The sequence below is a fragment of the Streptacidiphilus albus JL83 genome (genome assembly GCF_000744705.1).
GTDB classification, from domain to species: Bacteria; Actinomycetota; Actinomycetes; order Streptomycetales; family Streptomycetaceae; genus Streptacidiphilus; species Streptacidiphilus albus.
In genome coordinates this window covers 21,402-44,620 of sequence record NZ_JQML01000001.1, presented here as the reverse complement: position 1 = coordinate 44,620, position 23,219 = coordinate 21,402, and the positions used below count along the sequence as shown (strand labels likewise).

20 protein-coding genes and 3 pseudogenes are annotated in these 23,219 nt (G+C 71.1%); 11 read left to right on the top strand and 12 right to left on the bottom strand.

The window, feature by feature from the left end; genetic code table 11:
- Positions 1–41 precede the first annotated feature (41 nt).
- The 7 genes and pseudogenes from BS75_RS00230 to BS75_RS00200 all read right to left on the bottom strand — a co-directional run bounded on the left by BS75_RS00230 (position 42) and on the right by BS75_RS00200 (position 6,552).
- A complete protein-coding gene (locus tag BS75_RS00230; RefSeq protein ID WP_034086719.1) occupies positions 42–659 on the bottom strand; it encodes a response regulator transcription factor in 618 nt (205 codons plus the stop codon).
- Entirely contained in the window at positions 656–1,894 is a 1,239-nt protein-coding gene (locus BS75_RS00225; RefSeq protein ID WP_034086718.1) for a sensor histidine kinase, read from the bottom strand. The genes BS75_RS00230 and BS75_RS00225 overlap by 4 nt, the downstream gene beginning before the upstream one ends.
- 19 nt (positions 1,895–1,913) lie before the next feature.
- Positions 1,914–2,697 (bottom strand): annotated as a pseudogene (locus BS75_RS43085) (ABC transporter permease).
- The gene (locus tag BS75_RS00215) at positions 2,694–3,647 is read right to left on the bottom strand and encodes an ABC transporter ATP-binding protein (protein WP_034086717.1); all 954 of its coding nucleotides are present in this window, start codon (positions 3,645–3,647) and stop codon (positions 2,694–2,696) included. Before BS75_RS00215 ends, BS75_RS43085 begins: the two are co-directional and overlap by 4 nt.
- 179 nt (positions 3,648–3,826) lie before the next feature.
- Positions 3,827–4,369: a hypothetical protein gene (locus tag BS75_RS52015; RefSeq protein ID WP_034086716.1), complete on the bottom strand. Its 543-nt coding sequence runs from the start codon at positions 4,367–4,369 to the stop codon at positions 3,827–3,829.
- A gap of 417 nt (positions 4,370–4,786) precedes the next feature.
- Positions 4,787–5,635 (bottom strand): ABC transporter permease, encoded by an 849-nt coding sequence (locus BS75_RS00205; RefSeq protein ID WP_034086715.1) that lies wholly within the window; start codon positions 5,633–5,635, stop codon positions 4,787–4,789.
- Entirely contained in the window at positions 5,632–6,552 is a 921-nt protein-coding gene (locus BS75_RS00200) for an ATP-binding cassette domain-containing protein (RefSeq protein ID WP_174515096.1), read from the bottom strand. The genes BS75_RS00205 and BS75_RS00200 overlap by 4 nt, the downstream gene beginning before the upstream one ends.
- Positions 6,553–6,683: 131 nt before the next feature.
- Between BS75_RS00200 and BS75_RS00195 the strand changes: the two genes are divergently transcribed.
- The 4 genes from BS75_RS00195 (at position 6,684) to BS75_RS00180 (ending at position 9,907) form a co-directional block, all read left to right on the top strand.
- Complete coding sequence (locus BS75_RS00195; protein WP_034086714.1) at positions 6,684–7,829, top strand: sensor histidine kinase; 1,146 nt, start codon at positions 6,684–6,686, stop codon at positions 7,827–7,829.
- Positions 7,826–8,488, top strand: coding sequence for a response regulator (locus BS75_RS00190; RefSeq protein ID WP_034086713.1), 663 nt, complete (start codon positions 7,826–7,828; stop codon positions 8,486–8,488). The genes BS75_RS00195 and BS75_RS00190 overlap by 4 nt, the downstream gene beginning before the upstream one ends.
- 375 nt (positions 8,489–8,863) lie before the next feature.
- Positions 8,864–9,529: a hypothetical protein gene (locus BS75_RS00185; RefSeq protein ID WP_152646264.1), complete on the top strand. Its 666-nt coding sequence runs from the start codon at positions 8,864–8,866 to the stop codon at positions 9,527–9,529.
- A gap of 144 nt (positions 9,530–9,673) precedes the next feature.
- Positions 9,674–9,907, top strand: a complete 234-nt coding sequence (locus BS75_RS00180) for a hypothetical protein (RefSeq protein WP_034086711.1) — start codon at positions 9,674–9,676, stop codon at positions 9,905–9,907.
- A gap of 154 nt (positions 9,908–10,061) precedes the next feature.
- Here the strand turns inward: BS75_RS00180 and BS75_RS00175 are convergent, their stop codons facing one another.
- Positions 10,062–11,213: a lactonase family protein gene (locus BS75_RS00175; RefSeq protein ID WP_034086710.1), complete on the bottom strand. Its 1,152-nt coding sequence runs from the start codon at positions 11,211–11,213 to the stop codon at positions 10,062–10,064.
- A gap of 257 nt (positions 11,214–11,470) precedes the next feature.
- Here BS75_RS00175 and BS75_RS47615 point away from each other — a divergent pair, with 257 nt between their 5' ends.
- Positions 11,471–11,647: a hypothetical protein gene (locus tag BS75_RS47615; RefSeq protein WP_156164188.1), complete on the top strand. Its 177-nt coding sequence runs from the start codon at positions 11,471–11,473 to the stop codon at positions 11,645–11,647.
- Positions 11,648–11,730: 83 nt separating this feature from the next.
- Here the strand turns inward: BS75_RS47615 and BS75_RS47610 are convergent, their stop codons facing one another.
- On the bottom strand, positions 11,731–12,342 hold the full coding sequence (locus BS75_RS47610) for a hypothetical protein (RefSeq protein WP_152646263.1): 612 nt from the start codon (positions 12,340–12,342) through the stop codon (positions 11,731–11,733).
- Between the two features lie 944 nt (positions 12,343–13,286).
- Here BS75_RS47610 and BS75_RS00160 point away from each other — a divergent pair.
- Positions 13,287–13,787: a hypothetical protein gene (locus BS75_RS00160; protein WP_034086708.1), complete on the top strand. Its 501-nt coding sequence runs from the start codon at positions 13,287–13,289 to the stop codon at positions 13,785–13,787.
- A gap of 438 nt (positions 13,788–14,225) precedes the next feature.
- Here BS75_RS00160 and BS75_RS00155 read toward each other — a convergent pair whose 3' ends face one another.
- A complete protein-coding gene (locus tag BS75_RS00155; protein ID WP_034086707.1) occupies positions 14,226–14,621 on the bottom strand; it encodes a hypothetical protein in 396 nt (131 codons plus the stop codon).
- A 216-nt stretch (positions 14,622–14,837) separates the two neighbouring features.
- Between BS75_RS00155 and BS75_RS00150 the strand changes: the two genes are divergently transcribed.
- The 5 genes and pseudogenes from BS75_RS00150 to BS75_RS00135 all read left to right on the top strand — a co-directional run.
- Positions 14,838–17,570, top strand: coding sequence for an ATP-binding protein (locus tag BS75_RS00150; RefSeq protein WP_160312318.1), 2,733 nt, complete (start codon positions 14,838–14,840; stop codon positions 17,568–17,570).
- 547 nt (positions 17,571–18,117) lie between these two features.
- Entirely contained in the window at positions 18,118–18,507 is a 390-nt protein-coding gene (locus tag BS75_RS00145) for a serine hydrolase domain-containing protein (protein WP_034086706.1), read from the top strand.
- 235 nt (positions 18,508–18,742) lie between these two features.
- A complete protein-coding gene (locus BS75_RS00140) occupies positions 18,743–19,099 on the top strand; it encodes a hypothetical protein (RefSeq protein WP_331281388.1) in 357 nt (118 codons plus the stop codon).
- A gap of 215 nt (positions 19,100–19,314) precedes the next feature.
- A pseudogene (locus BS75_RS49765) lies at positions 19,315–19,504 on the top strand (hypothetical protein); the annotation flags it as partial.
- Between the two features lie 500 nt (positions 19,505–20,004).
- A pseudogene (locus tag BS75_RS00135) lies at positions 20,005–20,286 on the top strand (VOC family protein); the annotation flags it as partial.
- 60 nt (positions 20,287–20,346) lie between these two features.
- Here BS75_RS00135 and istB read toward each other — a convergent pair.
- Both istB and BS75_RS00125 read right to left on the bottom strand, forming a co-directional pair.
- Positions 20,347–21,195 (bottom strand): IS21-like element helper ATPase IstB, encoded by an 849-nt coding sequence (gene istB, locus BS75_RS00130; protein WP_034086704.1) that lies wholly within the window; start codon positions 21,193–21,195, stop codon positions 20,347–20,349.
- A 175-nt stretch (positions 21,196–21,370) separates the two neighbouring features.
- Positions 21,371–23,152, bottom strand: a complete 1,782-nt coding sequence (locus BS75_RS00125) for a transposase (RefSeq protein ID WP_034092109.1) — start codon at positions 23,150–23,152, stop codon at positions 21,371–21,373.
- Between the last annotated feature and the right edge of the window lie 67 nt (positions 23,153–23,219).

Genomic DNA, 23,219 nt, shown 5'->3' with positions numbered 1-23,219 from the left:
GCCGCACCGCCTTGACCAGTGCCGCAAGCCTTCCCGGCGGACTACAGCCAGCCGTGTTCGCGGGCGATGCGGACTGCTGTGTGTCGGTTGTCGGCGGAGAGTTTGGTTGCGGCGGAGGACAGGTAGTTGCGTGTCGTGCCGGTGGAGAGTGATGCCCGGCGGGCGACCTCCGCGACCGGCGCCCCGTCCGCCGACAGCTCCAGCACCTGCGCCTCGCGCGCGGTCAGCGGCGAGTCCCCGGCGCTGATGGCGTCGGCGGCCAGTTCCGGGTCGATGTAGCGGCCACCGGCGTGGAGGTTGCGGATGATCTCGGCAAGGCGCTGTGCCGATATTGTTTTCGGGACGAAGCCGCGTACTCCGGCGGTCAGGGCCCGTTTGAGGTGGCCGGGGCGGCCGTGGCTGGTGACGATCATCGTCCGGCATCCGGGGAGTTCGGTGCGCAGCGCGGCGGCCACCGCCACTCCGTCCGGGCCGCCTGGCATCTGCAGGTCCAGCACGGCCACGTCGGGGCGGTGGGCGCGGGCCATCGCGAGTGCTTCGGGTCCGGACGCGGCCTCGGCGACCACCAGCAGGTCCTCTTCGTAGGACAGCAGTGCGGCGATCGCGCCCCGGATCAGGTGCTCGTCGTCGGCCAGCAGGACCCGGATGTGCTTGCTCATGGGGCGGCGACCTCCAGCTGCTGTGTCCTGGGCCCGGGCGGTGGTACTTCTGCGGTGAGTCGGAAGTCCCCGGTCCGGGAGTCGGTGGCCAGTGTGCCGTTCAGCGCGGCCAGGCGTTCGCTCAGCCCGTTCAGTCCGGACCCCGACGTACCGTCGGCGGTGTGCTCGCGCACGCCGTCGTTGTCGACGGAGAGCACCGCCGAGGCGTCCGCGCCCACCGTCAGCCGGATGGTGCAGTGCCGTGCCTCGCTGTGCCGCAGCACATTGGTGGTGGCCTCGCGCACCACCCAGCCCAGGGCGGCCTGGACCTCGTCCGGCAGCGCGCTGCCGTCCTGCCCCTCGGCCCGCCCGTCGATGCCCGCCGCGCGAAGCACCGACAGTGCGCCGGCCAACTCGACCGCCAGGTCGGCCTTCCGGTAGCCGCGCACCACGTCGCGTACCTCGCGCTGCGACTGCCTGGCGATCCGCTGGACCTCGATCATCTGCTCCACCGCCTGCGGTCCGCCGCGCCGCGCCAGCTGCACGGCCAGCTCGCTCTTGAGGGCGATCACCGCCAGGTTCCGTCCCATCACATCGTGCAGGTCGCGGCCGAACCGCAGGCGTTCCTCCGCGACTGCGAGCTGCGACTGCAGCTCGCGGGCGGAGTCCAGCTCCCGCACGACCCGAAGCAGCCACAGCGAGCTGCCGCTGGCGAACACCATCGCGCCCCCCGCCACCAGCACAGCCAGCGCGAAGCCTGCGCCGGCCTGGAGGGGCAGTCCCAGCAGTGTGCTGCCGGTGCCGAGTGCGAGTGCCGCGCCTATCAGGAGGTGCAGCACGGCGTGGCCCCGGGGGACGGCCAGGACTGTTGCTCCGAGTCCGATGGAGACCAGTGCGACGGCGAGCTCCGGTGCGCCCACGCCGTGCGCGGACGGGACGTTCATCCGCAGCCCCAACGCGAACAGCGCCCCGCCCAGCGACGTCGTGGCGACGGCCGCGAGCAGGCGGATCGGTTGTTCGCGTCGTCCCAGGTGCCAGTTCAGGCCGGTGGAGCACAGTGTCGCGCACAGTGCCGCGTGCACGGCCACCAGTGCGAACAGGCCCAGCCGCAGCCCGTTGCGGGTGCCGCCGCCGCTGAGGACGGAGCTGCTGAGGAGGGTGATTTCGTTGAGGGCGAAGAGGTGGAACGAGGTGCGTGTGTAGAGTTCGATGCGTGCGGGGTTGTTGCGCCGGTGCCACCAGCCGGTGAGCCTCACTGTGTTTTCCTCCGGGTCCTCAGCGGCGTGGTTCCCAGCGGAACCGGTGTTGTACAGCAAACACGGCCGACAGTGTCCAGGCCAGCCCGCTGGACAGTGACCGCAGCACCTCCAGCGGCGCGGCCGGCGCTCCGCCGGTCCAGCCGGCCCGGACCAGCTCCATCACCGCGGTCATCGGCAGCCACCGGCACAGCTCGCCCAGCGGCTGCGGCATCGACGCCAACGGGACCACCAGCCCGGAGCCGGCCACCGAGACCAGTAGCAGTGGCATCGTGGTGAGTTGGGCGAGTTCGACGCTGCGGGTGAAGATTGTGGATCCGGCGGCGAACGCCACCAGCAGTACGAACCCCCAGGGCCACCCCGGCGAGCAGCAGCTCCGGGCGGTGTGGCAGCGGCAGGTGCAGCAGCGCGACCCCGGCGGCGACCATCGCCGCGCACTGCGCCAGCGCCAGCGCCACGGCGGGCAGGGCGGTGCCCGCCAGGATCTCGATATCCGTCGGTTCGCCGGTGCGCAGCCGTTTCAGCACCCGCTCCTCGCGCCGCGCCACGTAGGCGGTCACCAGGTTGTAGTAGACGACGAACAGCAGTACGAAGCCGATGCCGCTGCTCACCGCCAGCTCCCCGGCACTCACCCTGGCCCCGCCCGGCGCGAGCCGGGCCAGCGTCGGACTCCACGCCCCGACCATCCCCGCCGGCAGCAGCAGTGCCGTGGCCAGCGCCGTACGGTTGCGTCCCAGCAGCGTCAGCTCGGCCCGGCCCAGCGCCGCCGTCCGCCGCGCCGCGGTGCTCCCGGCCGGCGTCATCGCACGGCTCCTTCGGGGGTGGTGGTGCCTGCCGCGTCTGCGGCGATCGCCAGGAACGCCTCTTCCAGTGATGCGGTCCGCGCGTCCAGGCGGTCCAGCGGAACGCCCCGCTGCTCCGCCCAGCGCAGCAGCACGGTGAGGGTGTGCTGGAGCCGGTCGGTGTGCAGCACCACCCGCCGGTCGCGGACCTCGTGACCGAGCACCGCGAGCTCGGGCAGCGACGGCAGGTCGCCGAGGTGCCACCCCTGCGGCAGGCCGAAGACGATGCGGGCCGGGCGCGCGCCGCTCACCTCCGCCGGAGTGCCGCAGGCGACCACCCGGCCCTGGTGGAGAATGGCCAGCCGGTCGGCGAGCACCTCCGCCTCCTGCAGGTAGTGCGTGGTCAGCAGCACGGTCGTACCGCTGTCCCGCAACTCCCGCACCAGCGACCAGGTGTCGCGCCGTCCCTGCGCATCGAGCCCGGTCGTCGGCTCGTCCAGGAACAGCACCTCCGGCCGTCCCAGCAGCGCCAGCGCCAGATCCAGCCTCCGCCGCTCCCCGCCGGACAACTGCCGGACCCTTACCCCGGACCGGTCGCCCAGCCCCACCAGGTCCAGGGCCTCGTGCTCGGGCCGGGCGCCGCTGATGCAGCCTGCCCACATGCGCGCGGTCTCGCTGACCGTCAGGTCGGCCGGGAATCCGCCCTCCTGGAGCATCATCCCGATGCTGGGCCGTACCCGCGCCCGCTCGGTGTACGGGTCGCACCCGAGCACCCGCGCGGTCCCGGCGCTGGGCCGGGCCAGGCCCTCCAGCAGTTCCATGGCGGAGGTCTTGCCCGCCCCGTTGGTGCCCAGCAGTGCGAACAGCTCGCCGCGGCCCACCGCGAACGACACTCCGCGCACGGCTTCGAAGCCGCCCCTGTAACGGCGGCACAGCCCGGAGGCTTCGATCACACTCTCCCCGATGTCCATGGGACAAGCGTGATGCCGCCGAACCGCCGGAACCTGTGCCGAACCTCACCAACCCCGATGACGAATGTCATGGCGGCCGGGCCCACTCCGTGAACAATTCACAGAAGTGGAATCGCCGCCGGACCCGCGACTCGAGATCCTCATCGTGCGCCTTTACCGGCTGGAACTGAGCTTGGCGTTTATCCCTGGCTGGCTTGATGCTCTTTGATCGTTTCGGCGCGTTTGACCGTCTTTCCGACGTCGTGGTGCTTGGCCCAGTGCTTGTTCTTCGAACCGGGCGGCCGTCTTGGCCGTGGCCTGAACGGTTTCGGTGCGGCTGCCGGGCAGGCTGCGCCCAGATCCCCGCGCATCGCCCGCGCCCGCACCCCCTGCCCGCCGCCAGCGGCGTCGCGCTCGACCAGGGCCACGATCCGCGCGCAGTCCAGCGGAAGCACACCGACCCCCAACCCCTCGCTCCACAAAGGAACTTCGACCCGCGGCCCGACCACGTCCGCAACCGGCTCCACCACCGACCCACCGGCCGGCGCCACGGGCACCGCCGCCAGATCGGCCAACTCGGCCAGCGCCTCCACCGTCTCCTCCCGAGCGATGACCGCGCGCCGCGCCGCCTGCTCCGCCTCCACCACCGCGGCCTGAACCCGTTCCAACTCCGCCCGCAACTCCTCCGCCCGGGCCAGCGCCACCCGCTCGCGCCGCTCCAGCACTCCCAGCACCGACGGCATCCGCCACCTCCGACCACACCCCGCACCGATACGACGGTCCGAGCATGCCTACCGAGCGACGGCCACACACCTCACCTGGGAAAACGTGACCCTACCTTCGGTTTGGAAATCGCTTCTAAGCCCAGGCCGGTGGCCAACTGGAAGCTCACGGAATCGCGTAGCACAGCGTGGCCGACTCGGTGTTCGAGGAGCGTGTCCGGCTGGAGAGCGGGGCTGATGCTGGTGAGTAGCCATTGGCGGCAGTGAGGGTTCCGCTTTTGGAGCGTTCGGTCTGTCTGGGCCGACAAGGCGGGTCTGGCCCTGGCGACCGTGCTACTCACCGGCTGGCCCCTGCTTCCCGGGCGCGCTTCGCCCGCTGCGGAGGGGGGTACGAGCTGCGCGCTCGGCTCGGACGACGGGGGCGCCCGAATGGTTGGTTCACACGTCGCGGTGCCGCACGGCGACCAGCGCGAGGACGGTCGCGATCAGCGGCCAGGCCGCGTAGGTGACCCAGGAGCCGGTGACCGTGGGGTGGAGGAAGCCCGGTGACGGATCCCCGTCCTGGGCCAGGCGCCCCCACGCGCTCTGCGTCATCGCGTTGCGGATGTCGGCGGACCAGTGCGTGCCCGAGGAGAACATCGGGGGCAGCATCAGCAGCGTGAAGGCACTGGTGACCATGGTGGCGGCGCTGTGCCGGATCAGCACGCCCAGGCCCAGGCCGATGAGCGCGCAGACCGGGGCCAGCAGTGCGGACGCAGTCAGTGCCCGCAGGGCGTGGGGGTGGGTGATGGGGAAGCCGGCGTGCCAACCGTCCAGGATGCTCTCGGAGAGGGTGAAACAAGCGGTGGCGATGACGGTGCCGAGTACGGTCCAGACCGCGGCCAGCACGACCGCCTTGGCCAGCACCACGGAGCCGCGGGCGGGCACCGCCACCGTGGTGGTGCGGATCAGCCCGCTGCCGTACTCGCTGACGGCGGTGACGGCGCCGATGCTGCCGGCGACGAGCATCAAGGGCAGGTATCCCGCCGCCGGGAAGGCGTCGCCCAGTGAGAACAGGTGGAGCCGCTGCCCGAGCGGGGAGTAGTGCGGCTGGTGGTGGTAGTCCGACAGTGCCGCCACGGCCGCGGACCCGATGACGAAGAGGGTGGTGAGGACCAACGTCCACGGCGTGGAGCGCAGCGATCGCATCTTGATCCACTCGGAGGCGAGCAGGTCGCCGAATCGGGCGGGCGGCTCGGCGCCGGGCACGGCCGCACTGATGGGGGGAAGGGGGGCGAGTGTGGTCATCGGGGTCGTCCTGCCAGGTATTCGACGCTGTCGGCGGTCAGTTCCATGAAGGCTTCCTCCAGTGAGGCGCTGTGGGTGGTCAGTTCGTGCAGCGGGAGGTGGTGCTCGTGGGCGAGCGCCCCGATCCGGTCGGCCTGCAGCCCGGTCACGGCGAGCCGCCCGGTTCCGGCCGAGCCCTGCGGCTCGACCGACGCACCGGCCGCGGTCAGTAGCACGGTCAGCTCGGCGGCCTGGGGCGTGCCGACCGTGACGCTGAGCCGGGTGCTGCGGGCCGCGAAGCTCCGCACCGACTCGGCTGCGATCAGCCGTCCCTGACCGATGATCACGAGCTGGTCGGCGGTCAGCTCCATCTCCGTCATCAGGTGGCTGGAGAGGAAGACCGTGCGTCCCTCGGCCGCCAGACGGCGGAACAGGTGGCGGACCCAGAGCACGCCCTCCGGGTCCATGCCGTTGATCGGCTCGTCGAACATCAGCACGGGTGGATCGCCGAGCAAAGCGGTGGCGATACCGAGCCGCTGCTTCATGCCGAGCGAGAACCCGCCGATCCGGCGGCGTGCCACCTCGGCCAGACCCACCTCCTGCAACACCTCCGACACCCGGCGCGACGAGATGCCGTTGCTTGTGGCCAGGGCCGCCAGGTGCGCTGTCGCGGTCCGTCCGCCGTGCACGTGCCCCGCGTCGAGCAGGGCGCCGACGTGCCGCAGTCCGCGGGGGTGGCTGCGGAACGGGACACCGTTGACGGTGGCGGTGCCACCGGTAGGGGCGTCCAGGCCCAGGATCACGCGCAGGGTCGTGGTCTTGCCGGCGCCGTTGGGTCCGAGGAACCCGGTGACCTCTCCGGGCCGGACGGTGAACGACAGCTGGTCGACAGCGGTCTTGCCGCCGTAGGTCTTGGTGAGTTCATTGACTTCGATCACGGTGCCGATCCTGCCGGTCGGGCCCCGGCCGGGACATCGGGCCGGGGGCGGCAGTCGCACGGGCCGATCAGCCCCGGGGAGTACGCCCGTGGGCCAATGTCCCGCAGGCGAAGCCCGGATAGTCTCGCGGGATGACAAAGACGAGGCTGATGGCCTGGGGCGGGGGACTGCTGTACCCCGTCACGCTGCTGCTGCTGGTGGGCCTCGCGCCCCGCGCCTCCGGCACTCTGCTCGCCATGGGGGCACTGCTCGCTTCCGGCCTGCTCGTCGGGGTTCTGCGCCACAGGCCGCTACTGGCCCTGGCGATGACGCTGGTCGGCTCCATCGTCCTGGTGCCGGTCAGCCTGGGCCAGAGTCCGGGCCGGTTCGCCCCGTTCCTGGCGGTGGACCTGGTGCTGTGCCTCGTCGTCGTTGCCCGGTCGCGTCGCGTCGCGACCGTCGCCGTCGCGGTGTGCGCCACGCTGCAGTTGGTGACCGTCGACGGCTTCACAGATGGGCCGGACGGCCTGTTCGTCGGCTTGATCGCCCTCCTGGTGACGGCCACCGCCTGCATGATCGGGCTGCTGATCCGCGAGCGTCGCGAGCACACGGTGGCCCTGCGCTCGCAGGAGGTGGCCAAGGCGGTTACCGCCGAACGACTCAGGATAGCCAGGGAGTTGCACGACATGGTCGCGCACAGTGTCGGCATCATCGCCATCCAGGCCGGGGTGGGCAGCCGGGTCATCGAGACGCAACCGACGGAGGCCCGCAAGGCGCTGCGGGCCATCGAGACCACCAGCCGCGAGACCCTGTCGGGCCTCCGGCGCACGCTGGTGGCGCTGCGTCAGACCGAACCGCACACCGACTCCTCGCAAGCGCCGCTCGCCCCCGCGCCGGGCCTGGCGGACATCGAGCGGCTGGCGGTGGCGACCGCGGACGCGGGGGTTCGGGTCGACGTGCGCTGGGCCGGCGAGCGGCGCCGGCTACCGGCCGACATCGACCTGTCCGCCTACCGGATCGTGCAGGAGGCGGTGACCAACGTGGTCCGTCACGCGGACACCGGGCACTGCCGGGTGTCCATCGACTACGGAGCACAGGAACTGTCCGTGGAGGTCCTCGACGACGGTCGCGGCACGCCGGGCGCGCAGGGATCCGGCTTCGGCATCACCGGCATGCGGGAGCGCGTCAGCCTGCTGCACGGCCGGTTCAGCGCCGGGCCGCGCCCCGGGGGCGGCTTCCAGGTGACAGCCCGACTGCCCCTTCCCGAGCCCGTCGCGTCCCGGGCGGGCGTGCGATGACCATCAGCGTCGTCCTCGCCGACGACCAGCCACTGGTCCGCTCCGGCCTGCGCGTGATCATGGCCGACCACCCCGACCTGGACGTCGTCGCCGAAGCCGCCACAGGCGCCGAGGCGGTACGACTTGCCCGGGAACTGAGCCCCGACGTGGTGGTGATGGACATCCGGATGCCCGGCATGGACGGCATCGAGGCCACCCGCCTGATCACCGCCGCCTCCAGCACCACCCGCATCCTGGTACTGACCACCTTCGACGAGGACGACCACGTCTACGGCGCACTGCGTGCCGGAGCAAGCGGCTTCGTAGTCAAGGACATGGCGGTGGACGACATCCTCGCAGCGATCCGCATAGTCGCCGCCGGAGACGCCCTCATCGCCCCGGGCGTCACCCGCCGCCTGATCGCCGAATTCCTCCGCGCCCCCGCTCCCACCCCCCAGCGGTCCCCCCAGCCGATCGAGGACATCACCCAGCGCGAACAGGAGGTCCTCACCCTGGTCGCCCGAGGCCGCTCGAACACCGAAATCGCCGCCGAACTCTTCATCTCGGTAGCCACCGCCAAGTCCCACGTAGCCCGGCTCTACACCAAATTGGGCGCCCGCGACAGGGTTCAACTCGTGATCACCGCCTACGAGATGGGCCACAGAACACCACCGCCGTAACTCACTCGGCGCCACCTGCCCGCGTTGCGTTCTCCTGCGAGGACGGAGTGGTCGTAGCAGCCGATCTGACAGTCCGCCGACGGGACGCGGAGGGTGCTGCCGAAGTTGCTGAAGCCCTCGCCGGCGGTGGCCGACTGCCCGAGGGTGACGAGACCCCCGGGTGCCGATGGGTAGCGGTCAGGACAGGAGCCGGGTCCTGAGCCCTTTCGCCCGCCCGCGCGCGGGAGCACTATGAAGTGCCGACAGTGAGCGGAGGCGGGGATGCGACTCTCAGTGTTAGCAAGGCTCCAGGCACACCGGGGGTTCCGCGGGGGGTTGGGCGCGCTTCGGCGTCCGGTCGCGGTGCCGGTGATCGCCCTGCTTCTGGTGTCGGGGGTGGCAACGACCGCGGCCGCTGCCGGGGGGTCGCTGCTGGACGGTGGTATCGGCGTGGCCGCGCAGGCGCTGCGGACCGGTCCGCTGTACATCGCCCCGGGCGCGTCCGCGGGCACCGAGCAGCAGCAGGGGGCGCTGGGGGCGCTGGTGAGGAGCGACGGTGACGGGGTGGTGGCGGAGCTGGTGGACAGCCCGGCCCTGCGGACCTACGGCAGCCCGGACCAGATGGCCCAGTACCTCTGCACCCAACTTGAGCTGCCACCGGCCACCGCGGATCCGGGGACGACGGTTCCCGGCTACTGCGTGGTCCTGGTGGGCGGCCATCTGGGCGCCTACGGGCTGGTGCTGACGGACGGCGCCACCGACCAGGCCGTTGCCCAGGCGGGGCAACGGTTCCCGGACAGTCCGCAGGCGGCGCTGAGCGCGGTGGTCGGCTCGCTGCACCAGGCCCTGCTGACCCTGCCCGTGGCCGCCCCGACCGCCCCGGTCACCGCCGCCGTCCCAGCGGCAGCCAAGAAGAGCACCCTGCCCTACGCGCTGCTGGGGTTCCTCATCGTCCCGGTACTCGGCCTGCTGACGTGGCTCATCTCCCGGGCGACCGGCTTCGACCTGCTGGCTGCCGCGAGCCGGGGCGACTATGTGGACCGGGGCACCGCCGGCATGTGACCCGACGGGTCGGTGCACTGCCTGCAGGGGGCGAGGTCGTTCCGCCGGCAGGTGTTGACGGCGGACGACGCCGTCGAGTTGGCCTGTCGGCTCGGTCGGGCGGCGACCTGATCTTCCGGTTCCGATCAGGAAGGCAGTGGCCGGTTGGACTTCGCCGGGCCCGACGTGGCCTTCGCGTTCACCCGGAGCGATGTGGGTCCGGTCGAACTGGGCGTCGGCCTGGACTTGGAGTTCGAGCAGGCCTGGGGACGCCAGGCCTGCTCGGGTGGGCCGTTCGTGGTCACGGCCCGGTTGCCGGCCGAGTCGGTGTCGACGGAGGCCGAGTGGGCGGCCGAGATCGGGCCGTATCCGCCTGCGGGTGGCGCCACCCTGCCGTGAGGTGAGGCCGGGCGGTAGGTCCGGGGCCGTGTGGCCGGACGCTGGGCGGCTTCCGCTCGTCGTCGGCGAGCGGGTGATCCGGGCGTCCCTGTCAGACGTGGCCCGGGTCGGCTCACCCGGTCGCGTCTGTGGGCCCAAAGGCCTCCGGGTGTGTTCAGCCGACCGCTATTCCTTCCCCGCCGACTGCCCCGGGTACCGTCACCGAGCCGGTGGCGGTGAGCGTGCCGTCGGTGTTGACCCGGAACGAGTCGACGATGCCGTCGGCTCCGGTCTGCACGTAGAGGAACCGGCCGTCGGGGGTGGCTGCCGCGTCCACGGTGCCCGGGTCGGTGGCGGTGTTGCCGAGGGGCGTCAGGGTGCCGTCGCTCGCACTGTCCTGGAAGCCGGACAGGGTGCCGCTGCCGGCGTTGGAGGTGTAGAGCCTGTCGCCGGCCCGGACGATCCAGCAGGTCGCGGCCTGTGCGGTCGCTGCCGAGCCCAGGGCCCTGAGAGTACCTTCACGGCTGATCGTGAAGCTCGCGACGGTGCCGGGGCCGACCTCGGTGACCTGCAGCCGTCCGGCCTGATCGAAGGTGAAGCCGAACGGCACGGTGCCGGGTTCGGCGTTCACCGCGGGCTGTGCTGCGGGGGCGTCGAACGTGCCGAGCGGGAAGACGTCGATGCTGTTGCCGGCGGCCTTGGTGGTGACCACCAGGGCCGAGCCGTCGGGGGTGAAGGAGATCTGCCCGGGGGTGTGTGTGAACTGCGGTGTGGCGGTGGGGTCCAGGCCGAGCGCGCGGTTCCAGGAGGCCACGGCGACCAGGCTCTTGCCCTCGCGCACGTAGCCCTGGATCGACCCTCCGTCGAGCGCGTTGAGCACGTAGACGAGGTTGCCGTGCACCGCGATGCTGACCGGGAAGGTGCCGCCGGAGGGGAGGACCTGGGTCTGGGTGAGCCGGTCGCCGTGGACCGCGAAGACGGTGACGGTGTTGCTGCCCGCGTTGACGGCGTAGAGCAGGTGGTGCGTGTGGTCGTAGGCCAGCGAGCCCTCCGAGGCGAGGTGGTCCGCGACCGATCCGGCCAGTACTCCGCCCAGGCCGCCGGTGCTGTAGACGCCGGCCCGGGTGAGGCTGCCGTCCGCGGCGCGGTCGTAGGCGACGACGGTGTTCCCGGCGGTGTTGTCGCTCTGCACGAACACCGGCGAGCCGGAGGCCGGGCGGTGCGCGTGGTCGGCCGTGACGGCGCTGGCGGGCACGGCGAGCAGTGCGGTGGCTGCGGCGGTGGCGACGGCGATGGCCGCGCCGCGGGCCGTACGGATGAGCTTCATCGGTAACTCTCCCTGCAGAAAACGAAATGAGTCCACGACCGGTGTCGTCTGCCCATGACGCTAGGCGGAGAAGGAGTGGCTGAGACGGTTTCGCCGGCCGACGTTCGAGGTCCGTAAGAACTGTCCGGGGGCGCGATGTGACGGCCCGTCGGGCCGTCCGGCTGCGGGAGCCGCATCCACGACGTCCTGGACGCGGCGGGCGGACATCGCGCTGTCGCCGTGCGTCAGTACCGTCGCTGCGGTGTCGACCCACAGCCGTGCCCACGTCCATCCCGGACCAGCCCGCCGCCGCCCCGAGCACCGTCCGACCACCGGCCCCGACCCGGTTCGTCCCCGCCACCGCGCGCGGCCGGCTGCCCGTCGCCACCTGCGGCCCCCTGGCCACCGCGATCCTGACCGACCTGCCGCAGCCTCTGTCCGTCCACTGGCACTGACCCCGCCCTGGCCGAGCCGCCGGCGGCCCGGCCCTTCCGGCTGCTGTGCCCGCCGCTGTGCGAGGGAAATTCCGCTCAGGTTCTCAGCTGGCCTTGATCGTTACGCCGAACTGGACGCCGGGGTAGGTACTGAAGTTCTTGATGCCCTGCGAGTAGGCCGTGCAGCTCACGCTCGCCACTCCGCCCGGCGGGGTCTCGGGGATGGCGTCGGAGCATTGCGCGAGGTTCGTGTACACGAGCTTCCCGTACTGAAGCCCGGTGATGGTGAACGTCACTGTTGCCGAGCCCGCGATACTGCCGTCGTTCTGGAAGGTGGCGTTCACCGAGCAGTTGTCAGTCCCACACGCTGAGCCGCCCCAGTCGAAGGACGTCCTGATGAACTGGGCTTCGCCGCAGTACAGGGCGGTGCAGGGCGTGTCCGACGGCGTGGGCGTGGGCGATGGCGCGGGCGGTGGCGTGGGCGTGGGCGTGGGGAACGGCGTTGCTGTCGCCGGTTCCGTGTACGGCGGATCCGGCACGGTCGGTGTCGCTGTCGGCACTGACACCAACACCGGACTGTACGCGGCAGTCGGTGTCGGCGAGGGGTTGAGAGCGCTTTGCAGCTGCTTCCAGTTGTTGACGCCGAAGAACGCCAGGATGGCCAGGGCAACCGTAATCACCCCTACCCACCGATATTCGTGGTTGTCGTCAGCCATCGCTCCCCCCGCCATGCTCACGTAAATTATGGGCGAGGCAGAGTAATTGAGAAAGACCGCAGGAACTGGTCGGTGTCGCGGCGGGTGTGGATGCGCAGCTTCCGACGCAGTCCCCGGTGACGTCGGGGCGTTCGGCGGGCTGGCGGTCCGGCTCTCGGACCCGGCCTGGGACCCGGCCTGGGCCCCCTTGAAGAGGGCCGCGCCGTCCGACCGGCGCTCTGTTCTGCGGCGGCGCCGGACTGCCCGCATCAGCGTGCTGACCGCGCCCGTGTGGCGGGGCCGTGGGCCGGCCCGGTTGACGGCTTCGGCGACCGCCGCGCGCGTCCTTGCCGCCGGTCTGCTGCGGCAGTGGCGGGCTCGGGTGCCCGAGTCCCGGCGGGGTCGGCGCCGCCCTGGGTTTCCGGGAGCTGGGCGCGCAGCTGGGTATCGAGCTCCGATGGCGACGGCCGCGCACGAGGCGGGGACTGCACCTGGTGCGCCACGCCGGGGACGGCCCGGCCGGCTCGAAGGGTTCAGATGGCCACGAGATCGGTCGGTGGCCGGGCGCATCGTCCTGTCGAACGAACGAACGGCCGGGTCAGGCGAGGCCGGTCGGGCGGTTTCGTCGGTGCGGCGGTGGTGTCCAGGGGTGGGCGAGGTCCCGGGGCGCGTGCGTTTTGTCGACGGGCCACTCGCCGGCCGCCGACGGGACCGCGATCAACGCGCCCAAGGCGAGGACGGCGAAGGTTCGGGTGACGCACTCCATGAACTCCCCCTGGTGCAGACGCTGTCCGCCGTCCCCGGCCCCGGGCGCCGCGCGGAAGGTAGGGCCAGCACTTCCACGTCGGCTGAGCAGGTGGTGTCGCATTTGAACAAGACGCGCCCCGAAGTCCCGGCCAACGTGGTGCCGCCAGCCACTGAGGAACAACCCCGCAGCGATCCAGCACCCAGGAGAAGGGCACCCCATGCTCAAGATCCGGAACATACGCCTCACCGTCGCCCTCACCGCCACCGCACTCGCCGCGACCGGCATCAGCCTCGGCACCGCCGGCACCGCGCAAGCCGCCGCGGCGGACTGCTCGGTCATCAACATCGGCTCTCCCGGCACGATCTACTCCGGGACCACCGAGGTCGGTCAGGTCGAGCAGCAGTACGAGGTTTGCGGCGGCGTCGACTACGCCCGCGCCCATTACCAGTGGGCCAGCGGCTTCGCGAGCAAGAATCCCAACCAGTATGTCAACGTCTTCGTCGATAGCTCGAACTACTCCCAGCAGGGCGAAGGCGGCGGCTACGCCAGCGGTTCGCCGGATGTCTGGACGAACTGGGTCAACATCCACAGCGCGAGCCCTGACACCTGGCAGGCGAGTGCGAACACCTTCCTTGGCGGGGGCAACTGCTATGCCTACGGCTCTTGGCATGCCTATGCTAACGGCGCGAACTCGGGCAACTCCGACGGCCACTGCTGACCAGGCACGCCTGTCTGCGCACGCAGGACCACCACGGCCTCCGGATCGACGGCTGACCGGTCGGTGAAGTCGGCGGGGTCCACGCGGACCGCGAGCAGCGTGCCCGGGCAGAGGGCGACGGCGAGCGTGGCCGGGCCAGGCGACGGGTCATGAGCAGGGTCATCAACCAGTAGACCATCCCCTCGGCACTGCTGGTGGTCCGCTCGAAGTTTCTGGCCGCACGCACCCCCACCCGTAGCACCTCGCTCGGCGACCTCGCCGCCCTGCTCCAGGACGAGGACGCCCGCAATGCGCACGCGCCTGCTCCGCACCCCCGTGGCGGAACGGGCACATCCCCCACGGCGCTGTGCCCCGCCGGGAGCGGGAGCCCTGCAGAGGCGGCACGGGACTCCCGCCAGTCCTCGCGGGAGACCCGTGCCACAGGTTGGCTCAGTCGGCTCAGTTGTAGACCGGGCTCTTGACGAAGCCGAGGTCCTTGGTGATGTCCCTGAACTCGACCACGTCGGTGAGCAGCGTGCCGTTGGATGCGTAACCGTGCCAGTACGTCTTCGTGGGCGCATTGGCACCCGTGGTGGTGTTCGCGTTCGGTGAGGCGCCGTTCTGGAGGATCACCACCTCGCAGATGTCGCCGTTACCGGAGTTGACCCAACCGGTGACCTCGTTGGCCGTCCAGATGGTCCAGGCGGTGCAGCCGCCGCTGTGCGCCAGCCAGTTGGCGCCCGACGCCTGGGCGCTGGGCGCTGCGGCCAGGCCCACGGTGGCCGTCACCACGGCGAGGGTGGTCATTGCGGTCACGCGGCGGATCTTGCCGGTGATCGGGCGGGTTGCACTCATCTCGTCCTCACAATCGTTGCATTGCACGGATGTTGGCGGATGATCGGGAAGACGGTGGCCCCACGTAGTCGGCGGATGTCCCCCGTCTTCTGCTGCGACCACTCTGCGTTGCTTGACCGGTACGTCACAATGATCTCGGTGAGGTCCGGACGAATCCGGATGGTTCCAGTTACCTCGCGGGGGGCTGCGGGGAGTCAGCAGAACGGGGGGCGTGGCGTGAGGCCGGTTCCGGACGCCGATGTGGCGGACTTCGTCAGAGCATTGCGGGCGCTCAAGGTGGCTGCGGGCAAACCGTCCTTCCAGGAGTTGCAGCGGCGCACCCGCATCGCCCGCAGTACCCTGGCGGACGCACTCAACGTCCAACGCAGGGAGCTACCCAGGCTGGAGGTCTGCCTGGCCCTGGTCAGCGCATGCGGAGGCGGCCGGGAGGACCTGGTGCAGTGGCGGGCCGAATGGCTCCGCATCGCGCAGCTCAGGGAGAGCGGGGCGGATCCTCTCCTGCCCGCGACTGCACCGCAGGCCGAGCCGGCCCGGTCAGAGCTTCCCCAGCAGTCGGGCGCCGCGCCGTCCGGGAGACGGTTCCTGCCGCTGGGCCTGCGGGACTTCACCGCCCGAGAAGCGGAGCACGCGGCGATCCTCACAGCCATCGACCGCACCGCCCCCGGCTCGCCCACCGTCCTGGCGATCGACGGGATGGCCGGCGTGGGCAAGACCGCACTAGCCGTGCAGATCGGCCACTCGGTGGCCGGGAGCTACCCCGACGGCCAGTACTACCTCGACCTGCACGCCCACACCGCCGGTCGGCCGCCGGTCGCCCCGGACGACGCCCTCGACGCCCTGCTCCGGGCCTCCGGGCAGGTGACCGGCACGCTGCCGCGTGAGCTGGACGAGCGGGCGGGCCTGTGGCGCGCCGTGCTCGCGGACCAGCGCGCGCTGGTCGTCCTCGACAACGCGGCCACCGCGGAGCAGGTCCGTCCGCTGCTCCCCGGCGCGGGCAGCGCCCTGGTGCTGATCACCAGCCGACAGCGGCTCGTCGGACTCGACGCCGCGTCCATGGCCGCGTCGCTCTCGCTGGACGTGCTCTCGGCCGAAGCGGGAGCACTGCTCTTCGGACGGGTCCTCGGACCGCGCGCGGATGCGGAGCCGGACGCGGTGCGGCGGCTGGTCGCGCTGTGCGGATACCTTCCGCTCGCCATTCGCATCGCCGCCGCCCGGCTGCGGCACCGCCCGACCTGGACCGTCGAGCAGTTGGCCGACCGCCTCGGGGTCGAGCTGCGGCGACTGGACGAGTTGACCACCGCGGACCTCGCCGTGGCCGCCGTCTTCGAGACCTCCTTCCCGCAGCTGCCCGCCGCCGAGGGCCGGGCCTTCACCCTGCTGGGACTGCATCCGGGCACCGATATCGATGCCGCAGCCGCCGGAGCGCTGTTCGGCCGGAGCTCAGAGTCGGCTGAACGCAGCCTGGAGGCACTGCTCGACGGCCATCTCCTGGAACAGCACCGGATGGCCCGCTACACCCTGCACGACCTCCTGCGCATCCACGGCGCGAACCGCGCGGCCGGGCTGCCCGTACCCGAGCGCGAAGCGGCGTTGCGCCGACTCGTCGAGCACTACCTGTTCCGTGCCGGGCAGGCAATGAACGCCCTCTACCCCCAGGAACGCCTACGGCGTCCGCAGTTGACGCCACCCGCGTGGGCCGCTGCCGAGTTCGCCGACTCCTGCGCCGCTGTCCGCTGGCTCGACGAGGAGAGGGCGAACCTGGTCTCCCTGGCCGGGCTTCCCGGCCTGCCGCAGCAGATCATCGACCTGTCCGCGACCGTCGCCCGCTATCTGGAGCGCGGTGCCTACGGCGCGGAGGCACTCCTCCTGCACGGGCGGGCGCTGTCCCTGGCCCAGGCCGAGGGCGCCACCGGCACCGAGGCGGGCGCGCTGCGCTTCCTCGGGCTCACCCACCTCCAGCTCCAGGACTACTCACGCGCCCACGACATGTTCCAGCAGGCCCTGTCCGTGCTGGAGACCATCGAGGACGACACGAGAGCGGACGGATCCCGCTCTTCCGCCGCCGTGATCTCGTTGCGCGCCGTGACCTTCAACAACCTGGGCGCGACCTGCGGGCGGATGGGTCGGCTGAGCCAGGCCCGGGACCACTTCGAGCGGGCCTGGACGCTGGGCCGGTCGGTGGGCGACAGCGTCAACGAAGCCCTCGCGATCGTCAACCTGGGGCTGATCCTGCGTCGGCTGGGGCGGTTCGAGGAGGCGCTGCAGACACTGCAGCAGGCCCTGGAGCTGCATCAGCGGATGGACAACAAGGCCGCCCAGAGCATCTCGCACGACAACCTCGGGGTGGTGCACCGGCTCCTGGGGCACCACGAGGATGCCCTGACGCACCATAAGCAGGCCCTGGCGCTGGACCGGGAGGCAAACGACCGGGTCGGCGAGGCCATCACCATGGACAACCTCGGCCTGGTCCTCATGCTCCAGGGCGACCTGACCGAAGCCCTGGAGCATTTCGAGCGCTCCCTGGAGCTGTCCAGGGAGATCGGCGACCTGGCCAACGAGGGCCTCACCTTGGGCAACCTCGGCACATTGATGCGGCTGCGCGGCGAGCTGTCCGCCGCGCGCGAGCTGCACGGGCAGGCCCTGACCCTGTTCCGGGACGGCAATGAGCCGCCCCTCAACCTCGCCGAGGCGCTGAACAACCTGGGGGAGACCTCAGCTGCGATCGGCGATCCGGCCCAGGCCCAGCAACTGCACCAAGAGGCCCTGGATCTCGCGACGGCCAGTGGCGACCCAGTCGAGATCGCCCGCAGCAGGGAACTGCTGGGCAATGTGCTGCACACCGTCGGCGACGAGTCCGGAGCACAGGCCGAGCATGAGCTCGCCGTCTCCGCGTATCGGCGGATGGGTCTGCCCCGGGCCGAGTCGCTCGCCGCCCGGGGCTGCTGCTGAGGGAGCGGAGCCCTTGACGAAGGACCCGCCCGGCGCGCGGGACCGCCCCGCCTCCTGGCCCGGGCGACCGACCGCTCGCCACCCGTCACCGACCCGTGCTCCTGGCCTCCGTAGGCGCTGATATCCGCCAGGTTGTCGTCCGGGTCGCGGATGTAGACGCTGCTGATCGGGCCCACCGCCCCGGTACGCGGCACCGGCCCCTGCTCGATCTCCACGCCCTACCGAAGCGACCGTGTGACCGGCGCGTTTCGTCGAATTCCACGGCTCACCGATCCCGGCTGGTCACTGCCCGACCCTGACGAGTTGCGCGCCCACCTGTCCGACTCGAAGCTCGGGACCTGGTTGCGCTCGGCGGCCCGCCGGCGCCGTGCGACGGGTCGCCCGGCAGGTCCGGGCGCTGTGGGGGCGGGTACGCGGTGCTCGGGCGGCTGGTTGCCGACCTCACCCGCGTGCCCTACCCGCAGTCGGCGGTCCGCCTGGTGCTCGACGCGCTCGCATGGATGACTCCTTCTTCCCTGGTAGCCGGCCCGGCGCGGCGTCAGGGGCGGTGACCGGCTCCGACCTGGCCCCGGACGGCGGCTTGGTGCCCGCAGCGGCCGAGGTCCGCACCGTGCCCAGTTCGGGCGGCCTGTGGTCCACGGCCGCCGACCTGGTGTGCTTCGGCCTCGGCTGGGCCTCGCTGCTGCCTGCGGACCTGGCGGGGGAGGCGCTCACCCCCCATGCCGAGCGGCCTTTCGGCGCAGTCGGTCTCCGCTGGTTCCTGGACCGGACCGGCGAGACGGCGGGGCTCTCGGGCGTCGGCCCCGGTGTGTCGGCCTCGCTGGTCGTTCGGATGGGGGACCGGTGCGCCCAGGTCCCTCTGAGCAAGTGTCGGGCCCCGGTCGCGTCAGTCAACGGCCGGGTGCTCCGCGCGATCGACAGGGGAACAACGGCCTGACCGGGCGTCAGTCGCAGCCTGCCAGGCCCGCTCCCGCGACACGCACATACCTGCGGCTTGATCACCCCAGGGCCCTCATTGGATCTGCACCCGTCAGAGTTCGGTGAAGGCCCAGGTGGCGGTGCCGGCAGTCTGGGTCAGGCCCGGGTCGGAGAAGCAGGCCGTGACGTTCGTGTTCGGCTCTATGTCGGTGTTGTTCCTGGTTGGCATCCGGTTGTCGTAGGCGCATGACAGGTTGTCGCCGGAACGGTTCAGGACGAGCGAATGGGCGACGGGTGTGTGGGAGGCGGGCGAGGTCTGGCGGCTGCTGAGGCAGGACGAGTTGGTCGGGGAGATCGTGATCGAGAAGGGGGACTTCCCCTGGTTGTCCGGCCGCTTCGTGGCCACCCTGGCGTTCGCTGAGTGGAGGCCTTTGTTCGATCGTGAGCTCGCGCTGATGGAAGAGGAGGCCTGGGACGAGTGGGAGAGGATCGTCGATCAGGTCTGCAACAACCTGCTTCTGGCCGCTCCGAGCGGGCCTGTCGCCGAGTTCCTGCTTCATATCGAGGGCGACCAGGCATGGTTCCGCTGGAGTGACGAGCCGTTCGAGTAGTTCTTCGCCCTGCTGATGAGGGCCTGATCATGTCGCGAGGGGGACGACGCCGTGGCCGTTGGTGGCATGCCGACGAGCGGTGCGCCGGTGTCGCCTTGGCCGACCTCGCCCGCGCCGGAGTCGGCCAGCTGGCGGACTTGCGGCGTGGGCCCGCCTTCGAGCTGCTGCCCGCCCGGCTCGGTGAGAGCGTCCAGCCGCCAGCCGGTGGCGTCCTCCTGGAAGCCCTGTGGTGCCTCACCGCCCACGCCGCCGCGCGCCTCGGCGAACCCGAGACCGCCGCGCGCTGCAGTTGCCCTGCGCGACGCTCGTGCCGAACACGCTGGCGCCGCCAGTGGCATGCTCACCCTCGGCCCGGTGGAGCGCTACCTCGCCGGAGCCGAAGCATGCGCCGCCGCAGACCAGTGATCCGCCCCAGCGCACGGGCGGCAGTTGGTCGAGCAGCGCGAGGCCCGGCCGTTCGTGGGGCCGGGGCTGTGGGCGGGCCGGATCGGCCGGGCCTTGTTGCAGCACCTGGAGGGATTGTCCGAGGAGGACCCGTCCGAGGGGACCGGGCTGACGCGAGCCCGGGGTGCTGTGGCAGGAGCTGGACGCCTGTCTTGCCCGGCGGCGCGAGGAGTTCGGGTACCGGGAGGAGGATGCGGGCGAGGGCCCGGACGGTGAGGGGCCGTGGGCCCCGGTTGTCCGGGGTCAGGGAAGGATCTTGCAGGCCAGTGGCCATGTGACCGGCTGAGCCACATGAGGCACTGGTCCTCTTGGCTCACGGGCAGGACGAGGACGAGGACGGTGGCGTCGTCGCGCTCGCCTCGCTGAGGTGTCCGAGGTGGCTCGGGATGCGAGGGGTGGTGGGTGGATCCGCCTGGGGAAATGAGCGGCAGGGGTTCCCTGGTATGCGGTACGGTGCGCCGATGTCAGCGATCAGGAAGTTCCAAGTCACCTTTGACTGCGCAGAACCTGAGCGCCTCGCTCGTTTCTGGTGCGAAGTGTTGGGGTACGTCGTGCCGCCGCCACCGGAGGGGTTCACCACCCGGGACGATTTCAACCGCACCCTGCCTCCTGAGAGGCAGGATTCATGGTTCGCCTGCAGCGATCCCTCAGGCGTGGGCCCGCGCCTGTACTTCCAGCGCATCCCCGAAGGCAAGGTCGTCAAGAATCGGGTGCATCTCGATGTCCGGGCTGTCGGCGGCGGCTGAACTCTGACCCAGTTTCGCCGGTTGAACGCTGACCCTCGGGTCGTCAGTTGATCTTCATTAGCTGGTTTCGTTGACGGCGGTGGGGACGCGGCCCAGGTCGTGGCCGCGCATGCGGTAGGAGTCGCCTTTGAGGGAGTGGACCTCGGCGTGGTGGACGAGGCGGTCGATCATGGCGGCGGCCACGGTCTCGTCGCCGAAGACCTCGCCCCAGCGGCCGAAGGGCTTGTTGCTGGTGACGATCACACTGGCGCGTTCGTAGCGGTTGGAGATGAGTTGGAAGAAGAGATTCGCGGCGTCGGCCTCGAAGGGGATGTAGCCGACTTCGTCGATCACGATGAGCGGGTAGCGGCCGAGTTTGACGAGTTCGTCCTGCAGCCGTCCGGCGGCGTGCGCTTCCTTGAGGCGGTCGACCCACTGGGCGGCGGTGGCGAACGCGGTGCGGTGTCCGGCCTGGCAGGCGCGGACCGCGAGGCCGGTGGCCAGGTGTGTCTTCCCGGTCCCGGGCGGGCCCAGGAAGATGGCGTTCTCCTTGCCCGTGATGAAGTCCAATGTTCCCAGGTGGGCGAGCTGTTGGCGCGTCAGGCCGCGCAGATGGGTGACGTCGAGCTCCTCCAAGGTCTTGACCGCGGGGAAGCGGGCGGCGCGGATGCGGCCCTCGCCGCCGTGGGACTCGCGGGCGGCGACCTCGCGCTGCAGGACGGCGACCAGGTACTCGGCGTGGGTCCACGTTTCGGCCCGGGCCCGCTCGGCCAGGCGTTCGGCGGCGTCCAGTAGCACTGGGGCCTTCATCGCGCGGGCGTAGAACGCCAGGTCGGAGGCGGTCTGCTTGGCAGTGCGACGCCCGCTGGCGGCCTTGGTGGAGGCAGGTTCGGTGGCGTCCTGATCGGTTTCGATGGTGCTGGTCATCGGTTCTCCTCCTGGCCGGCGCCGCCCTGGATGAGGGTGAAGATCCTGTCGTAGGTGTCGAGTTGTCGTTCCTCGACTTCGATGCCCAGGTTGTCGGGGGCCAGGGCGGTGGCGGTGCGCGAGCGTGCGGCCGCGGCGGCTTTGGCGTGGATGAAGACTCTGCTGCGCTATTCGGTTATGCGGTGAGTCGGTAGCTGAGGTGGGTGAGTCTGCTGGCGCGTGACAGTGCAGGTGGGGTTCCTTCGGTGCTCCAGTGGGCGTCGAGGCGGATGACGTTGAGTGCGGCGGCGGAGAAGGCGTGCTGGAGACGGACCTTGGGCAGGCCGCGGTAACGGGCCCGGCGGATTCCGGTGACGTCCAGGGCCTGGTTGATGGTGCCCTCGATCCCGGCGCGCAGGGCGTACTTGGCTTGCCAGGTATCGGTCTTCTGCTCGGTGCGGGCGGCGGTCAGTGCCTGGTGGAGCTCGCGGGGCTGGAGCGTGAGCATGCGGGTGCCGCGTCGCGAGGCGGTGCACTGCTCGCGTGCGGGGCAGGGCCGGCAGTCGCTGCGGGCGAAGTCGACGACGATCGCGTCGTGGCCGTGCTGCCGGACCGGGTACCAGCCGCTGCTTGTCCTGCCTTCGGGGCAGCGGACCTGGCGGGCCTTCCAGTCGATGCGGAAGGCGTCCTTGGCGTAGCCGGTGTCGGCCCTGGCCTGGGGCGAGGTGTCGGGCCGGAGCGGGGTGACCATGGTGATGCCCTGCTCGGAGGCGGCCCGGACCAGCGCGGCGGAAGGGTATCCGGCGTCAAGGTAGTGCTCGCCCGGTGCCAGGCCCCGCGTCGCCAGGTTCTCCTGGACCGGCGCGGTGGCGTTCACGTCCGGCACGGTCGCGTCGGTGGTGTACACATCCGTGATCAGCCGCACCGGCAGACGCCCGGGCGACGGCTCACCACCGGCTTCGGCTTCGGCTTCGGCTTCGGCTTCGGCTTCGGCTTCGGCTTCGGCTTCGGCTTCGGCTTCGGCTTCGGCTTCGGCTTCGGCTTCGGCTTCGGCTTCGGCTTCGGCTTCGGCTTCGGCTTCGGCTTCGGCTTCGGCTTCGGCTTCGGCTTCGGGAGGAGCATCGCAGCTCTCTGTCAGATGGATCTTGTATCCGCACCAGAACAGGTCCTCGCCTTTCGCCGCCCAGCGCGCGTCCGGGTCGTACGGAGAGGCGAGGCGCGTATGGCCGGGCGGGACGCCGTCACTGTCGGCCTCCCGCTTGCGGATCACCTCCCGTCCCCGGGTGTCGGTGGCAACCAGGTACGTTTGCACCGTGATCCGCCGCAGCAGCGCAACGGGCTCCAGGGTCCGCAGCACCGGAGGGGCTGTCGGTGCCCACACCGCCCGCAGCAGGGCGACGGCGTCCTGCCCGAACACCGTGGCCAGCCGTTCCCGCTTGACCTGGGAGGAAGGTATCTTCCAACCGTTCACCCGCTCGCCGTAGCGCAGCGCGAGCTCGGGCACGTTCACTGCCTGGGCCAGCCAGGCCGGAGCGACCACCGCCAGCGCTTCCAGCGCCGCGCGCACCGATTCCCCAGCCAGCTCGAGGCGGTTCAGGTCACGCACCGCGCTGATCACGTGCGTGGAGTCCGTGCGCTGCTTGCCCCCGGCCCCGACCAGGCCCTGCCCGCGGCACCAGTCCAGCAGCCGGTCGAAGACCACACGCTCCATCCCGTGCTCGACCAGCCGCGCCCGGAACCGGGCCAGCACACTGTCATCGAAGCCGGTCGCGCCCAGCTCCATCCCCATCGCGTACTTCCAGTCGATCGCGCGAACCGCCATCGCCGCCGCCTGCCGATCCGTCAGGTCCTCGGCGAACTGCAACACCGTGACCAGCGACAACAAGGCCGGCGACAGCCCCGGGGCACCCCGGACCCCGAACGCACCCGCGAACGGCTCGTCCGCGAAGACCTCACCAAGCCTGTCCCGCACGCTCATCGCCAGCGACCCCTGCGGAAACGCCGACCGTGCCACCCGGACCGTATCCGCCGGAATCTCCGGCAAG

What these genes read in the sequence shown, in the direction of transcription:
- BS75_RS00205 (WP_034086715.1), bottom strand. Translation starts at nt 5,635, where the DNA reads ATGACCACACTCGCCCCCCTTCCCCCCATCAGTGCGGCCGTGCCCGGC.
- istB (WP_034086704.1), bottom strand. Translation starts at nt 21,195, where the DNA reads ATGACCAGCACCATCGAAACCGATCAGGACGCCACCGAACCTGCCTCC.
- BS75_RS00160 (WP_034086708.1), top strand. Translation starts at nt 13,287, where the DNA reads ATGCTCAAGATCCGGAACATACGCCTCACCGTCGCCCTCACCGCCACC.
- BS75_RS00215 (WP_034086717.1), bottom strand. Translation starts at nt 3,647, where the DNA reads ATGGACATCGGGGAGAGTGTGATCGAAGCCTCCGGGCTGTGCCGCCGT.
- BS75_RS00195 (WP_034086714.1), top strand. Translation starts at nt 6,684, where the DNA reads ATGACAAAGACGAGGCTGATGGCCTGGGGCGGGGGACTGCTGTACCCC.
- BS75_RS00125 (WP_034092109.1), bottom strand. Translation starts at nt 23,152, where the DNA reads ATGAGCGTGCGGGACAGGCTTGGTGAGGTCTTCGCGGACGAGCCGTTC.
- BS75_RS00175 (WP_034086710.1), bottom strand. Translation starts at nt 11,213, where the DNA reads ATGAAGCTCATCCGTACGGCCCGCGGCGCGGCCATCGCCGTCGCCACC.
- BS75_RS00190 (WP_034086713.1), top strand. Translation starts at nt 7,826, where the DNA reads ATGACCATCAGCGTCGTCCTCGCCGACGACCAGCCACTGGTCCGCTCC.
- BS75_RS52015 (WP_034086716.1), bottom strand. Translation starts at nt 4,369, where the DNA reads ATGCCGTCGGTGCTGGGAGTGCTGGAGCGGCGCGAGCGGGTGGCGCTG.
- BS75_RS47610 (WP_152646263.1), bottom strand. Translation starts at nt 12,342, where the DNA reads ATGGCTGACGACAACCACGAATATCGGTGGGTAGGGGTGATTACGGTT.
- BS75_RS00230 (WP_034086719.1), bottom strand. Translation starts at nt 659, where the DNA reads ATGAGCAAGCACATCCGGGTCCTGCTGGCCGACGACGAGCACCTGATC.
- BS75_RS00155 (WP_034086707.1), bottom strand. Translation starts at nt 14,621, where the DNA reads ATGAGTGCAACCCGCCCGATCACCGGCAAGATCCGCCGCGTGACCGCA.